Here is a 14,585-nt window from a genome sequence, read left to right on the forward strand (position 1 = left end):
TGGGGGGCAAAAGAGAACCGCCCGCACCGAAACGGTGCGGGCGGTTCGGACTGGGGGGATCAGCCGAGGCGTTCTTTCAGGGCCTCGAATTCGTCACGGACTCCGGAAGGCAGCTTGTCGCCGACGAATTCGAACCATTCCTCGATGAGTGGGATTTCTTTGCGCCACTCGTCGGCGTCGACCTTCAGCGCCTCGTCGACGTCGTCGGGGTCGACCTTCAGGCCGTCGAGGTCGAGCTGGGCGGCGACGGGGACGTTGCCGATCGCGGTGGCCTCGGCCTCGGCCGTGCCCTCGACGCGGCCGACGATCCACTCCAGCACGCGGGAGTTCTCGCCGAAGCCGGGCCACAGGAAGCGGCCGTCTTCGCCGCGCCGGAACCAGTTGACGTAGAAGATCTTCGGCAGCTTGGTGGCGTCGGCGTTCTTGCCGAGATTGATCCAGTGGTTCAGGTAGTCACCGACGTGGTAGCCCATGAACGGGATCATCGCCATCGGGTCGCGGCGCACGGTGCCGACCTTGCCCTCGGCGGCCGCGGTCTGCTCCGACGACAGGGTGGCGCCCATGAAAACGCCGTGCTGCCAGTCGAACGACTCGGTGACCAGCGGGACGGTGGTCTTGCGCCGGCCACCGAACAGGATCGCCGAGATCGGCACGCCCTGCGGATCGTCCCACTCGGGGGCCAGGATCGGGCACTGCGCCATCGGCGTGCAGTAGCGCGAGTTCGGGTGGGCGGCCAGCGTCTCGGTTTCCCGCAGGTACCAGTCGTTGCCCTTCCAGTCGATCAGATGATCGGGCTCGCCCTCCAGGCCTTCCCACCACACGTCGTTGTTGTCGGTCAGCGCGACGTTGGTGTAGACCGTGTTGCCCGCCTCCATGGTGGCCATGGCGTTCGGGTTGGAGCTGCGGTTGGTGCCGGGCGCGACGCCGAAGAAGCCGTATTCCGGGTTCACCGCGTACAGCTGCCCGTCCTTGCCGAACCGCATCCAGGCGATGTCGTCACCGAGGGTTTCGGCGCGCCAGCCCGGGACGGTCGGCTGGATCATCGCGAGGTTGGTCTTGCCGCAGGCGCTCGGGAAGGCGGCGGCGATGTAGTAGGCCTTGTTCTCCGGGGAGATCAGCTTGAGGATCAGCATGTGCTCGGCCAGCCAGCCCTCGTCGTGCGCCATGGCCGAGGCGATCCGCAGCGAGTAGCACTTCTTGCCGAGCAGCGCGTTACCGCCGTAGCCGGAGCCGTAGCTCCAGATCTCGCGGTCCTCCGGGAAGTGGGTGATGTATTTGGTGTCGTTGCACGGCCACGGCACGTCGGCCTGACCCTCGGCCAGCGGGGCGCCGACGGAGTGCAGCGCCTTCACGAACGGGCGATCGGTGCCGAGCTTCTCCAGCGCGGCGGTACCCATGCGGGTCATCACGCGCATCGAGACGACGACGTACTCCGAGTCGGTGATCTCCACGCCGAGCTTGGGGTCCTCGGCACCGAGCGGGCCCATGCAGAACGGCACCACGTACATGGTGCGGCCCTTCATCGAGCCGCGGTACAGCTCGGTCATGGTGGCGCGCATCTCGGCGGGGTCGACCCAGTTGTTGGTCGGTCCGGCGTCGGACTCGCTCTTGGAACAGATGTAGGTGCGCGACTCCACCCGGGCCACGTCGGAGGGATCGGAGAGCGCGAGGAAGGAATTCGGCTTCTTCTTCGGGTCGAGCTGCTTGAAGGTGCCCGCCTCGACGAGCTGAGTGGTGAGGCGATCCCATTCTTCGTCGGAACCGTCCGCCCAGACCACGCGCTCTGGCTGAGTTAGTTCTGCGACTTCCTGTACCCAGGCGAGTAGTTCGCTGTGCTCGGTCGGCGGTTTGCCGTCGGATCCACGAAGACCAGGAATGGTCGCTGAGGTCATGAAAACTCTCCTGAGATGGGCGGTCCCTACGATCTGCCTCCGCTTGGCCCAAGGCCCTTGACCAGCGGTAACACACCGAGCGCCACCATTGGCGGGAAGGCACCCGCTACGACCAGTCGAAAGCCGCGCCCCGGCTGGACGGCGGACGAGGACTTAGCGGACGCCCAAGTTCCTGATTAGAGGTTAACGCGATGTGACGACCGGTACGGAATCGGGTTCGTCACTATGTACCCATTCTCAATAGTTATTCAACCGGCGTGATCCAGCGGTCGAGGATCTCGATGTCGCGTTCACATGCGGCGAGTTGTCCGGGTTGTTCGGCGACGGTCCGGCGTAATCGCGCTTCGACCTCGGCGACCCGGCGATCGGTATCGACCATGCGGGTGGCGCTGGCGCGCACGACGCGATCCGCCAGCACCGTCTCGGTTTCCACGAGCGCCGTCGCCACGCGCTGCTCGAGCTGGGCTTTTACGTTGATCAGCGCATCGGAGACCCATTGCCGCACGTGCGCGCGATCGGCGAGCTGCCCGCGCGCCCGCACCACCCAGCCCGCGGCGCCCGCGCCGAGTAACAAGGTCACCGGCACGCTCGCCACGTCCAAGGCCGGAACGAGCGCGAAGGGCGAAACCAGCAGGCGGCCGAGGCCGACACCGGCCGACGCGCCGAGCACAATCATGAGGTGATCTTCGACACCCCGGTGCCGCGGATCGGGGTCCGGACCGACTCGGGGCGCGGGGTCGCGGCGGCGCGGCGGCAGTCCGGTCTCGGGCGCGGCGACGCCGCCGATGTGCGCGGCCAGCTCGGCGAGCCGCTGGTCGATGGCCTGGTCGACGCCGCCGGTGAGTTCGGTCACGGCGTGCTGCAACCGATCCGGGTAGCCGGTCAGGTCGCGGCGGCGCAGCCGGTCCAGATCGCCGCGGGTCGCGGTGTGCAACGCCCGGATCCGCGCGCCCACCTCGGTCATCAGGTCGACGCGGGCCAGGTGCAACTGCCCGCGCAGGGTCGACATGGCGGTGGCCCGGCCGCCGTCGCGGCCGGCCAGCAGCACCGCGCGTTCCTCGCGCAGCCGGGCCGATTCGACGCCGGAGCGCAGGGTGGTCACCTGCTCGGTGACCCGCTGGCGGGTTTCGGTCAGCACGCGCGCGGTCACCGCGGCGAGCCGGTCACCGCCGTTTGCTTCCGCGCTCTGCGCCGCCGCGGCCAGCTGCGCGTGCAGCGCGCCCAGCCCGGAGCGGTCCATCAGTCCGGCGTCCCCGGACGCGCGGGCCGCCGCCGCCAGTCGCGCCGAGACCGGCAGGATGTCGAGCTCGCCCGCGCCCTGCCCGGCCAGCAGGGTCAGGTCTCGCTCGCGCACGGCGCGCCAGTCCTGATACGCGTGAATGCCGTTCATCGCGAGCAGGATCCGCGTGCCGTCGGACCGCAGACGCCGCACGATCTGCAGCGTGTCGGCGCCGAGCGTGGTGCCCGCGTCCAGCAGGATCAGCGCGAGCGACGCGGGCGCCGATCCGGTCTCCGCGGGCAGGCCCGGTTCGGCCACCGGGTCGGCGAGCGGAATCCGCGGTTCGAAGCGCGCGAGTTCGGTCCGCAGCAGCGTGGTGTTGGCGTCGAGGGGACCGATGAGCAGGACCGAACCCGCCGCCCCACCCTCCCGCACGGCGCGCAGCAGCGCGGTCCCCTGCGGATTCCACCGCGCGACGACCGCTTCGACGTCGGGCGCGAGCGGACCGGACGGGCGCGCAGCCGATCCGGGCTGTTCGTCCTCGGCGGGCAGGTCCAGCGAATCGGCCGCCGGAACGGCGCCCGGCGATCCGTCCGGTATGTCAGAGACCGGCACTGCTCATCCGTTCCCATAGTCGGACGTAGCCGTTGTGCACCCGTAACGCCGCGCGGCGGGCGGTGGCGGGCATATCGCTGGCGACGACCGCGCGCCAGCGGGCCGCGCGGGCCATCGCGTCGTCGGCGTCGGCCGGCGCGGGCGAGGGGTAGCCCGCGGCCAGGTGGGCGACGGACGGATGCGCCAGCCCGGCGCACAGACCGAGCCAGCGGGCGTCGTCCCCGAAGAGATACTGCTCCAGGATGTCGCGGGCCCGGCTCTGTTTCGCAGGCACCGCGCGGGCGGCCAGGCGCGTGAGTTCGTCGAGCAGTTCGCCGCCGCGCAGCGCGGAGACCTGCTCGTAGCGCCGATGCAGCAGCCGGTGCAGCGCGTCGATACCGCTCGCCGCGTGCAGGATCTGCAGCAGGGTCTGCGGCGCGAGGTCGGGATCGTGCCGCAGCGCGGCGAGCGCGCAGGTCACCCCGTACAGATCCCAGCGCTGCAGCAGTTCTACGCGGGCGGCCTGGTCCGGGCCGGGCGCGACGAAGAGGTCCGGCGAAAGAGTCAGCGCCGCATCGTCGTTCGCGAGCAGGCGGCGCAGCGCGGCGATATCGACGTCGGTCATGGCGCCGGCTCGGGTGCGGACGGCGAGCGAGGCGACCACCGGCAGCACGGCGACGCCGAGTTCCCTGCCGTACTGCTCCGCGGCGGTGACCGCGTCGGCCCAGCGCGCGCCGATCGCATCGGCCTTGTTCAAGACCACGACGGTGCGCTCGGACGGCAACGTGGCGAGCAGCCGCCGATCCGCGGGCGACGGAGCCGCCGACAGCACGTAGACGACGATGTCGGCGTCGAGCGTCGGCTCCGGCGTCTCCGGTTCGTCGACCGGCCCGGTTTCCACGGCGGACATGAGGGCCAGCGCGTGCAGCACCGTGGTGCGGCCGGCGTTGGCCCGGCCGGTGACCTGGATTCGCGGCGGTTTACGCCACGTACTGACCGCGGCCCCCGCCGCGTACCCGATCTGCGCGTCCCGCCCGGTCCCGAAGGCCAGGTCCGCGAGCAGCTGATCGAGGTAGTCCTTTTCCCCCGTCGGCACGCCGCGTTCGCGCAACGGTCCCTCGTGCTCGGTGGCTGTCGGCATGCTGCACCCCCTTTACGGTGCGCAATTCTTGCAGAAGTCGCGGCGAAGCAGGCAGCGACCGGTCAGGTGCCGCTGAAGTATTTGTTCACGGTGCGCACCGCCCAGTTCGGGGCGTATTTGGCGGCGGTGGCCAATACTTTCGCCTGCGTCCCGATCTCGTAGTGCACACGGGGCAACCTGGCGCGCTTACGGGTGGCCTCCCAGATGCCCTCGGCGACGTCCTGTGCGGTCAGCCGCACGCCGAGCGATTTGGTGGTGCCGGTCTGCACCCCGTCGGTCATCGCGGTGTCCACGAACAACGGCCAGATCGCGATCACCCGGATGTCGAAGCGCTCCCATTCGAGATCCAGTGCCTCCGTAAGGCTTTTGACCGCGGCCTTGCTCGCACCGTAGCTGGCGAGTTCGGGCTGGCCGTAGATGGCCGAGGCCGAGCACAGGTTCACCACCTGGGCGCCCGGCGTGTCCCGCAGATAGCGGAACGCCGCGTGCGTGCCGATGAGCACCCCACCGAGATTGACGTCGATGATCGCCTGATGGGCGGCCAGCTCGAGCGTCTCGAACTGGCCCGCGCGCAATATGCCCGCGTTGTTGATCAGGATGTCCAAGCCACCGGCCGCGGCGTGGAACTCGGCGAGCCGCTCGGCCCACTGGGTGGCGTTCGTCACATCCAGCACGCCGGTGTGCACGCTGCCGCCCTGGCCGGTGATGTCCGCGGCGAGCCTGCCCAGGCCCACCTCGTCGATGTCGTAGGCGCCGACCCGATATCCCTGCGCAGCGAAAAGCAGTGCCGTCGACCGGCCGATACCCGCTGCGGCGCCGGTGATGAACACTGCTGGTCTGCCCATGTCGGCGAGTGTAGTGGGGAACTGGCAGGATCCTGCCGTCTTCCCAGACCCGGCGCCGGTCATTTACCCTGCTTCGATATGGTCGGCGCCATAGTTGGTGCGTAACTTCGCTTTTCGAGTGCGGTACACCGGCCTCACGGATGAGGAGGTCGAGATGACCGCGGATATCGTCGACGCCGGCGCCTCGGAGCCCGCCCTAGCGGGTCGCAAACCACTGCTGCCGAGCGCCGATCCGTTCCACCGGCCGCCCAAGGGGTACGCCGCCAAGGCGCCCGGCACCATCCTGCGCAGCCGCAAGATCGAACTCGCCCTGTTCGGCGTTGTCCCCCAGCAGGTCTGCGCCTGGCAACTGCTCTACCGCAGCAGCGATATGCACGGCACACCCGAGGCCGCGATCACCACCGTCCTGTTGCCCCAGGACGCCGACCCGTCGCAAGACCGGCCGCTGCTGGCTTTTCAGACCGCGATGGACGCGGTCACCGAGAGATGTTCTCCTTCTTATGCATTGCGCTACGGCGCCCGCGCGCTCGGCTCGGTCACCCAGTTCGAATGGCTGCTCGTCGCGAACGCGCTGCGCCGCGGCTGGGCCGTGAGCATCGCCGATCACGAGGGCCCGCGCGGAAACTTCGGCGCCCCACGTGAACCCGGCTACCGCGCACTCGACGGCATGCGCGCCGCACTGCGTTTCGCGCCGCTCGGCCTGCGTCCGAACACCCGGATCGCGGTGTGGGGTTACTCCGGTGGCGGCATGGCGAGTTCGTGGACGGTCGAGATGGCCCCGACCTACGCCCCGGAACTCGATATCGCCGGCGCGGTACTAGGGGCGCCGGTGGGCGATCCGGGTGCGGTGTTCGCCCGGTTGAACGGCACCAGCTATGCGGGCCTGCCCGCCATCGTGATCTCCGCCCTGCGCAGGCTTTACCCGGCACTCGGCGCGCTGCTGCAGAACGAACTCACCTTGGACGGGCACCGTTTCGTCGCCCGCGCCGAGACCTCGACGCCCTTCGGCGCCATCTTCGGCCTGGCCAACAAGCGCATGGACGATTACCTGACCCGCCCGCTCGACGAGGTGATCGCCACCCCCGAGTTCCAGGCGATGTTCGATGATCTGCGCCTCGGTAATTCGACGCCGGCCTGTCCGCTGCTGGTGGTGCAGCCGGTGCACGATCAGGTGATCCACATGGACGGCATCGACGGCCAGGTGGACCGCTACCGGCGCGGCGGCGCGCTGGTCAGCTACGTGCGAGACCGGTTGAGCGAGCATTTCTCGCTGCTGCCGCTGTCCACGCCGCTCAGCCTGGACTGGCTCGCCGACCGGCTGGCCGGGCAACCGGTGAGCGACGAGGGCGACAGCACCGTCTGGTCGGTCGCCGCGTCGCCGGCGGCGGCGCGCGGACTACTGGAGATGATGGTGACCGCGGCCAAGGTCGCGCTCGGCCGTCCGCTGCGCCAGGAGAGTGCGGCGGCGGTCCCGATCGCCCCCGCGCGCGCCGCCTGACCTCCTGCTCGCCGGCTTGCGCGCAGTCGATTGCCGCACCACTGGCCGGATGCTGGACAATGGACGCCGTGAACGACGCCGCGAACCATACTGCCGAGTCAGTTCCGGGCCCGCCGTCCACAGGATCGGCCCCGACTGAACCCACCCACCCCGTCGGCTCCGCCGCCGGCCGTCCCGCGGACCGTGCCCCCCGGAGCACCACCGGCTCCCGCCTGTACCCACGCGTGACCAGTTTCCGGTCGCGCCGTGGCGCGCTGACCGCGACCCAGCAGCAATCGTGGGACCGCATGTGGCCCACGATCGGGCGCGAGGTGGCCGACGAACCGCTCGACGCCGCCGCCTGGTTCGGCCGCGAAGCTCCGCTGGTCATCGAAATCGGTTGTGGCACGGGCACCGCCACCGCCGCCATGGCACAGGCCGAGCCGCACCTGAACCTGATCGGGATCGAGGTCTATCAGCCCGGCCTGGCGCAACTGGTGCAGCGGATCGAACGCGAGCAGATCCCGAACATCAGGCTGCTGCGCGGTGACGCCGTGGACGTGCTGGAAAACATGGTTGCTGACGAGTCGCTGACAGGCGTCCGCGTTTTCTTTCCGGACCCGTGGCCGAAGGCCCGCCATCACAAACGCCGGCTCTTGCAACCCGCCACATTCACCTTGATCGCGAATAAATTGAAATCCGGCGGTGTGTTGCATGTCGCGACCGACCATGCCGGCTATGCCGAACATATTGCCGAGGTCGGCGCGCAAGAAACCCAGCTCAGAGGCTTGAACGAGAGCACGGGCGGGGTCAGCGCGGACCATCGGGACAGCGCTGCGATCGGCTTCGAAAGGCCCGTCACGAAATTCGAAGGCAAGGCACATCGTGCGGGTAGCGCCATCACGGAGCTCATATGGGGGAAGATCGAATAATGAGTGTCAGTGAGATGGCCCACGAGGTGGTCGAAGTTGCCGGGGAGGTGCAGGGCACCGGATCCGAGGGTCTCGGTGGCGCGACGCCGGACGTGCGCCGGGTCCTGCTGGTGTGGGACGCCCCGAACCTCGACATGGGTCTCGGGGCCATCCTCGGTGGGCGGCCGACCGCCGCCTACCGGCCCCGGTTCGACGCGCTCGGCCGGTGGCTGCTGGCGCGCACGGCCGAGCTGTCCGTCGGCACGGTGCACCGGGTCGAACCGGAAGCGACCGTCTTCACCAATATCGCCCCCGGCACCGCCGATGTGGTGCGGCCGTGGGTAGAGGCGCTGCGCAACGTCGGCTATGCCGTCTTCGCGAAGCCGAAGATCGACGAGGACTCCGACGTCGACGCGGACATGCTGGCGCACATCGAACTGCGCAGCCGCGGTGCCGGATTGGCCGGCATCATGGTCGCCTCGGCCGACGGTCAGGCGTTCCGGGAGCCGCTCGAGGAACTCGCCGCCGCCGGAATCCCTGTTCAGGTACTCGGGTTCCGCGAGCACGCGAGTTGGGCCGTCACATCCGATACCCTCGAGTTCATCGATCTCGAGGACATCCCGGGCGTGTTCCGTGAACCGCTGCCCAGGGTCAGCCTCGACTCGCTGCCCGACGAGGGCGCCTGGCTGCAGCCGTTCCGGCCGCTGTCGGCGCTGCTCACCTCTCGCCCCGCGCAAGGAGTCGCTTAAGTGTTCACACGCTGGGGCGATCTGGTCTACAAACTGCGCTTCGGCGTGGTCGGTGTCGTCGCGGCCGCGCTGTTGGCGCTGGGCGGGTACGGCCTCGGTCTGGGCAGCCACCTCAGCTCCAGCGGGTGGGACGACCCGACGTCGGAATCCTCACAGGGCGCCAAGATCGCCGACGCCGCGTTCGGCCGCGATCACACCAGCGACGTGATCGTGCTGTACACCGCGCCCGAGGGCAAGACGATCGATGATCCCGAGTTCAAGGCGAAGGTGCTCGACAGCCTGAACAGCCTGCCGAAGAAGTACCCGGAGATCACCAAGGTCAACGGCGCCTACTGGCAGACCGAGACCGGCCCCGCCTCTCCGCTCACCTTCGGTTCGAAGGACAAGAAGTACACGTTCGCGTCGTTGGCCATCAAGGGCGACAACGACACCGAGATGCTGAACAACTTCCGCAAGGTCAAGAACGTCTTCGACGTTCCGGGCGTCACGGTGCAGGTCGCGGGGCTACAGGCGGTCGCGGGCACGCTGAACGACACCATGGCCGAAGACCAGCACCGGATGGAGATCCTGGCCATCCCCGCGGTCGCGGTGCTGCTGTTCTTCATCTTCGGCGGCTTGATCGCGGCCGGGCTGCCGCTGATCGTCGGTGGTCTGACGGTGATCGGCGCGCAGGGCATCGTCCTGTTCATCACCAAGTTCACCGAGGTGAATTCGTTCGTCGCGCCGGTCGTTTCGATGATCGGCCTAGGCCTGGCGATCGACTACGGCCTGTTCATCGTGAGCCGGTTCCGCGAGGAACTCGCCGAGGGCTACAGCACCTCCGCCGCGGTCCGCCGGTCGGTGATGACCGCGGGGCGCACCGTCGTGTTCTCCGCGACCATGATCATCGCCAGCCTCGGCGGCATGCTGCTGTTCCCGCAGGGCTTCCTCAAGTCGATCGCCTACGGCTCCATCGCGACGGTTTCGCTCGCCGCGCTGACCTCCATCACCATCCTGCCCGCCATGCTCGGCGTCCTGGGGCCGCGAGTGGACGCGTTGGGGCTCAAGCGGTTCCGCAAGACCAAGACCGCCGAGGAAGTCGAGAACGGCTTCTGGGGCAAGTGCACCCGCTGGGTGATGCGGCATCCGCTCAAGATCGCCATCCCGATCTGCATCCTGCTGCTCCTGTTGATCATCCCGGTGAAGAACCTCGCCTTCGGCGGCATCAACGAGCGGTACCTGCCGCCGGACAACTCGACCCGGCTCGCGCAGGCGAAATTCGACTCGATCTTCCCGCTGCGCAAGTCCGACCCGATCCAGCTGGTGTTCGTCTCGGACAACAGCAACGAGGTCGGCAAGGCGTGGGCCGAAGCCAAACAGGCCCCCGGACTCGCCGGCACCTTCGAGGTGCCGTCGCGCTCCAACACCGATCCGAACGTCTACCGCACCAGCGCGACGCTCGCCGACTCGGAGAACGCCGACCCGACGATCGAATACCTGCGCTCGATCAACGTGCCCGACGGCGTGACCATGTACGTCGGCGGGCAGCCGGTCATCCAGAAGGACAGCATCGACGCGCTGCTCGATCGCATGCCGCTGATGATCGCGCTGGTGCTGTTCGTCACCACGCTGCTGATGTTCCTGACCTTCGGCTCCCTGGTGCTGCCGATCAAGGCCGCGTTGATGAGTGCGCTCGGCCTCGGTTCCACGCTCGGCATCCTGACCTGGATCTTCGTCGACGGGCACGGCGCGCGGCTGCTGAACTTCACCCCGCAGCCGATCATGTCGCCGGTGCTCGTGCTGATCATCGCGGTGATCTACGGTCTCTCGACCGACTACGAGGTCTTCCTGCTCTCCCGCATGGTCGAGGCGCGCACCCAGGGCGCGTCCACCACCGAGGCGGTCCGCATCGGCACCGCGCAGACCGGGCGGATCATCACCGCGGCCGCGCTGATCCTGCTCGTGGTCACCGGCGCGTTCGCGTTCTCCGACCTGGTGATGATGCAGTACCTCGCGTACGGCATGATCGCCGCGCTCTTCATCGACGCCACCATTCTGCGCATGCTGCTGGTGCCCGCCACCATGAAGCTGCTCGGCGACGACTGCTGGTGGGCGCCCGCCTGGATGAAGAAGATCCAGCAGAAGATCGGGCTCGGCGAACCCATTCTCGACGACGAACGGCCCGGCGGCGGCGAGGTCGTCGACCTGGTGAAGACCACGCCGATCACCGACCCGGTCACCATGCAGATCCCCGCCGTGGCCGACCCCAACAAGCCGCGCAAGCCCCGCAGACCGCGCACGGTGGAGGAGATCGAGGCCGAGGCGCCGACCAAGCACCTCGACAAGATCAAGCCCGCCGCCCCGAAGCCGCCGCAGGCCTCGCCCGCGCCGCCGCCGCTCGACCCGACGCGGCAGCGGCCGATCCCGCCCGCCGGTTTTTTGTCGGACCCGAACATGCCGCGCCCGACCGGATATGCGGCGGCCCCGCCGGAACCGATCACGCCGCGGGTCAGCCCGCCGACCACGAGCAGACCGGATTCGGCTGCGGCCCGCCCGTTTTCGTCCATCCCGCACGACCCCACCGGCCCCCGGCCCACGCCGCCGCCGGCGCCCCGGACCGAAACGTCCGCCGGTGCCCCGTTCTCGGCGTTCGAGTCGCCCGCGGCGAACACCTTCGAGCCGCCCGCCCCGGCGCCTTTCGAGCCACCGGCCGCGCCGCAGGACGGTGCCCGGCGTCCCGAGGCGAAATTCGAGCCGACACAGCCCACGCCGTCCGTCGCGCCCTTCGCCGGCGCGGACCCGCGGCCGTCCATGCCGCTGCCCAGGTTCGTCGATCGCAATGCGACACAGGACGATTCGGCAGACCGGTCGGCCCAGCACGGAGCGCCGGAGACCGCGGCGGAACCCGACGATCCGAACCGCAACAGCATCGAGAACTGGATGGCCGAACTGCGCTCCTCGCGGCGCGGCGGGAAAGCGCCCGGCAAGGTCGAGGAGGGTCGTCATTCCGGTGGCGACGGCCGCACCGTCAGCGTGAACGAACTGCTGCGCCGCCGCGACACCGAATAGTCAGCACACGAAAGCACCGCCCCCGCGCCATATCTCGGCGCGGGGGCGGTGCTTTTTCGGCCGGTCAGTCCGCCGGGGGCGGCGTGGCCGCAGCCTCCGCGAAAGCGCGGGCGTACCTCGTGCCGACGACCAGGAGCAGGACGCCCACCACGAGGAAGGCCGCGACCCGCACCAGACCGTCCAGGGTGGCCAGGTCGAACAGGAACAGTTTGGCCAGTGCGGCGACGGTGACCAGCAGACCGGAACCGAGGGCGAGTTTCGCCACGGCGGAGGCCTTTCCGAGGTTGCGCAGGCCGTAGAACAGGGACGCGGTCGCGCCCGCCATCCACAGGATCGTCGCCGCGCTGTGCCCGATCACAAAACCGTCGTCCGCGCCGGTCGCGACGGCGATCGACACCGCCGCGGCGGTCACCGCATACAACCCCGCGATACCGGCCACGATCCACTGCAACTCGGCGGTGTTCCGCAGGGCCGGTACGGTGCGCGCGCACCACACCCCCACCGCCACGACTGCCATCAAGAGCACCGCGGCCAGCGCCGTCGCGAAGCTCAGGCTCTGCTCCGAGCGATGCTGCGCGGCAAGGATTTCCGGGCTCGCGATGTTCAGGAACGCGAGGGCGCCCAGCGCCGCGAAGGCCGCACCGAGACCGGCGGCGACACCGGAGCGGCGCTGTCCGGCCACACCGAGGAAGCCAAGTGCCACCAGGAACCACGCGATCGGCAAGGTGCGGGCATCGGTGACGGCGACGCAGACCTCCAGTAGCGCGATCGATCCGGCGACCGCCGCGACCGTTGCGGTGTGACCCGGAATCTGCACCAGCGCCGCGATTCTCGGCACCAGGGCGGTGGCGGCCACGAGCAGCAGCACCGTCGCACAGACCGCGGCGATCAGCGTCGCGACCGGTCGATCGAACTTGTACATCCCCGGCGCGCTCAGCAGCGGGACGGTCGCGATGGCGAGCGCCAGCGAGGCGGTGATATCGGCCGGCCGCCGCCGGACCACCAGGATGGTTCCGGCCAGTCCGACCGCCGCCACCGCCACGGCCGCGACCAGCAGGCGCAGCCGGTCGCCGGACGTGTCGAGCAGCGCACCGGCGACGGCGACGAAGGTGGCCAACGCCGCGGGCAGCGTCCGCACCACGTGCAGATACGGCCAGTCCCGCAGCAGCTGCACCGGCAGGCAGGCCAGCTGCAACACGATCAGGAAAGCGAGCAACACCAGTTCGGTGGTCAGCACCGGCGACAGCACCGCGGCGCCGAGCACCACCAGGACCGCCAACGGCTGCGACTGCCAGCGCATCGCCAACGCCACCCCGATGGCCGCGACGCCGAGCGCCACCGCGAAACCGAGCACCGGATGCAGCCAGTGATAGATCGCGGTCACCGCGACGACATCGAGGTACGCGCCCGCGATACCGGTGGCCGCCAACGCGATACCGCCGACCCGGCCACCCGGCCGATCGAACACCCGCATGCCCGCCGCCACCAGGACGGCCGAGAACGCTGCGCCCGCAACCACTCTGGGCACCGGCCCGAAGAACCCCGCCTGCGCCGCCAGCACCAGCAGCATCACCACGCCGATCAACGTGACGCCCACCCCCGCCACCGCCAGCAGCTTGCTGATCAACCCGTCCCGCTGCCACCACGGCGTATGCGGCACCGGCGGCCCGGCCCGCGGCGGCACCGGCGGCCGCATCCCCGGCCCCGGCATCCCGCGCACCGGCATCGGTGGCCGCCCACCCCACGCCCCACCCGGCGGACCGTGCATCGGCACGTACGGCGGCGGCATCGCCCCAGAACCTGCTGCCGCCCAAGCCCCTTCAGACCCCACCGGCACACCCGGCACCTGCGCTGCCGCAGGCGGAACCGCACCGAAGCCCTGTGCAGGCGGTACCGCACCCGGCATCTGGGCCCCCGCAGGCGCACCCTGCGCCGATGCGACACCGGGGATTCGACCCGCCACAGGCGAGCCCGTGCCCGCCGCAGACGCACCCTGCGCCAGCGCAGCGCCCGGGACCTGAGCGGCCGCAGGCGGAACCCCGGCTGCCCCCGCCTGGACACCCAGCCCCGGCGAACCGGCACCCGAGATAGGAGCCGTGCCCGAGCCATGCGCCTGAGGTGCCGAACCCACTCCCGGAACCCGATCCAGACCCGGACCTGCCGACTCACCCGGTGCCGTGCCCGCTGCCGCAGAAGACGCCGCGGACTTATCCGCGCCAGGCGTCCGCGCCGCCGAATCCTGTTCTCCCGGAACCCCACCCGCCGCATCAGCCGCCGCGGGCGCGGCCAAGTCATCGGGTTGCGCACCCATGTCCGGAGTGAAAGCGGCGCTCGAGCCGTGGCCGTGCGCAATCGCGTCGGCCGTTGGGCCCGGGGTGCGACCCGCTGCGAAGGCTTGTCCCTGTGCCGCAGTCGCAGCGCCGGCAATCTGCCCCGGCGCGGCAGCCGGCACCGCGCCCGAAGTCGCGGCCAATGCGGGCGGCACCCGTCCCGCTCCCGGCGCGGTCGCAGTTCCCGCAGCTGCGCCGGTCGTCGCGGCCGAGCCCCGTTCGGGAGCCGAAACCCCTTGCGCCCCAGCAGAACCTGTCACTACCTGAGTACGCAACAGCTCCAGGTCCCGCCCGAGCACACCCATCTGCGTCCCCAACGCAGCGAATTCCCCCGAAAGGCGCGAGATCAGCGCCGGATCGATAGATGTGGTCATGCACC

At 69.7% G+C, this 14,585-nt stretch carries 9 protein-coding genes; 4 read left to right on the plus strand and 5 right to left on the minus strand.

The annotated features are described in order from the left end of the window. Window positions 1–59 precede the first annotated feature (59 nt). The 4 genes from TY25_RS21140 to TY25_RS21155 form a co-directional block, all read right to left on the minus strand. Complete coding sequence (locus TY25_RS21140; protein WP_042258633.1) at window positions 60–1,892, minus strand: phosphoenolpyruvate carboxykinase (GTP); 1,833 nt, start codon at window positions 1,890–1,892, stop codon at window positions 60–62. Between the two features lie 244 nt (window positions 1,893–2,136). Further along, a complete protein-coding gene (locus tag TY25_RS21145) occupies window positions 2,137–3,726 on the minus strand; it encodes a hypothetical protein (protein ID WP_042258636.1) in 1,590 nt (529 codons plus the stop codon). Further along, on the minus strand, window positions 3,713–4,846 hold the full coding sequence (locus TY25_RS21150) for a hypothetical protein (protein WP_042258638.1): 1,134 nt from the start codon (window positions 4,844–4,846) through the stop codon (window positions 3,713–3,715). Before TY25_RS21150 ends, TY25_RS21145 begins: the two co-directional genes overlap by 14 nt. A 62-nt stretch (window positions 4,847–4,908) precedes the next feature. Further along, window positions 4,909–5,691 (minus strand): SDR family oxidoreductase, encoded by a 783-nt coding sequence (locus tag TY25_RS21155; protein ID WP_042258640.1) that lies wholly within the window; start codon window positions 5,689–5,691, stop codon window positions 4,909–4,911. Window positions 5,692–5,845: 154 nt separating this feature from the next. Between TY25_RS21155 and TY25_RS21160 the strand changes: the two genes are divergently transcribed. Genes TY25_RS21160 through TY25_RS21175 form a run of 4 tightly spaced genes read left to right on the plus strand, consistent with a single transcriptional unit; the run spans window position 5,846 to window position 11,876 of the window. Next, window positions 5,846–7,189: a lipase family protein gene (locus TY25_RS21160; RefSeq protein WP_042258821.1), complete on the plus strand. Its 1,344-nt coding sequence runs from the start codon at window positions 5,846–5,848 to the stop codon at window positions 7,187–7,189. A gap of 59 nt (window positions 7,190–7,248) precedes the next feature. After that, window positions 7,249–8,100 (plus strand): tRNA (guanosine(46)-N7)-methyltransferase TrmB, encoded by an 852-nt coding sequence (gene trmB / locus TY25_RS21165; RefSeq protein WP_042258642.1) that lies wholly within the window; start codon window positions 7,249–7,251, stop codon window positions 8,098–8,100. Further along, entirely contained in the window at window positions 8,100–8,828 is a 729-nt protein-coding gene (locus tag TY25_RS21170) for an NYN domain-containing protein (protein ID WP_014988955.1), read from the plus strand. Before trmB ends, TY25_RS21170 begins: the two co-directional genes overlap by 1 nt. Then, on the plus strand, window positions 8,829–11,876 hold the full coding sequence (locus TY25_RS21175; RefSeq protein ID WP_042258645.1) for an MMPL family transporter: 3,048 nt from the start codon (window positions 8,829–8,831) through the stop codon (window positions 11,874–11,876). 64 nt (window positions 11,877–11,940) lie between these two features. Here the strand turns inward: TY25_RS21175 and TY25_RS21180 are convergent, their stop codons facing one another. After that, window positions 11,941–13,665 carry a DUF2339 domain-containing protein gene (locus tag TY25_RS21180; RefSeq protein ID WP_042258648.1) on the minus strand — a complete coding sequence of 575 codons (1,725 nt, stop codon included), beginning with the start codon at window positions 13,663–13,665 and terminating at the stop codon, window positions 11,941–11,943. Window positions 13,666–14,585: the final 920 nt, after the last annotated feature.

This window comes from Nocardia brasiliensis NBRC 14402 (assembly GCF_000308475.2).
GTDB classification, from domain to species: Bacteria; Actinomycetota; Actinomycetes; order Mycobacteriales; family Mycobacteriaceae; genus Nocardia; species Nocardia brasiliensis.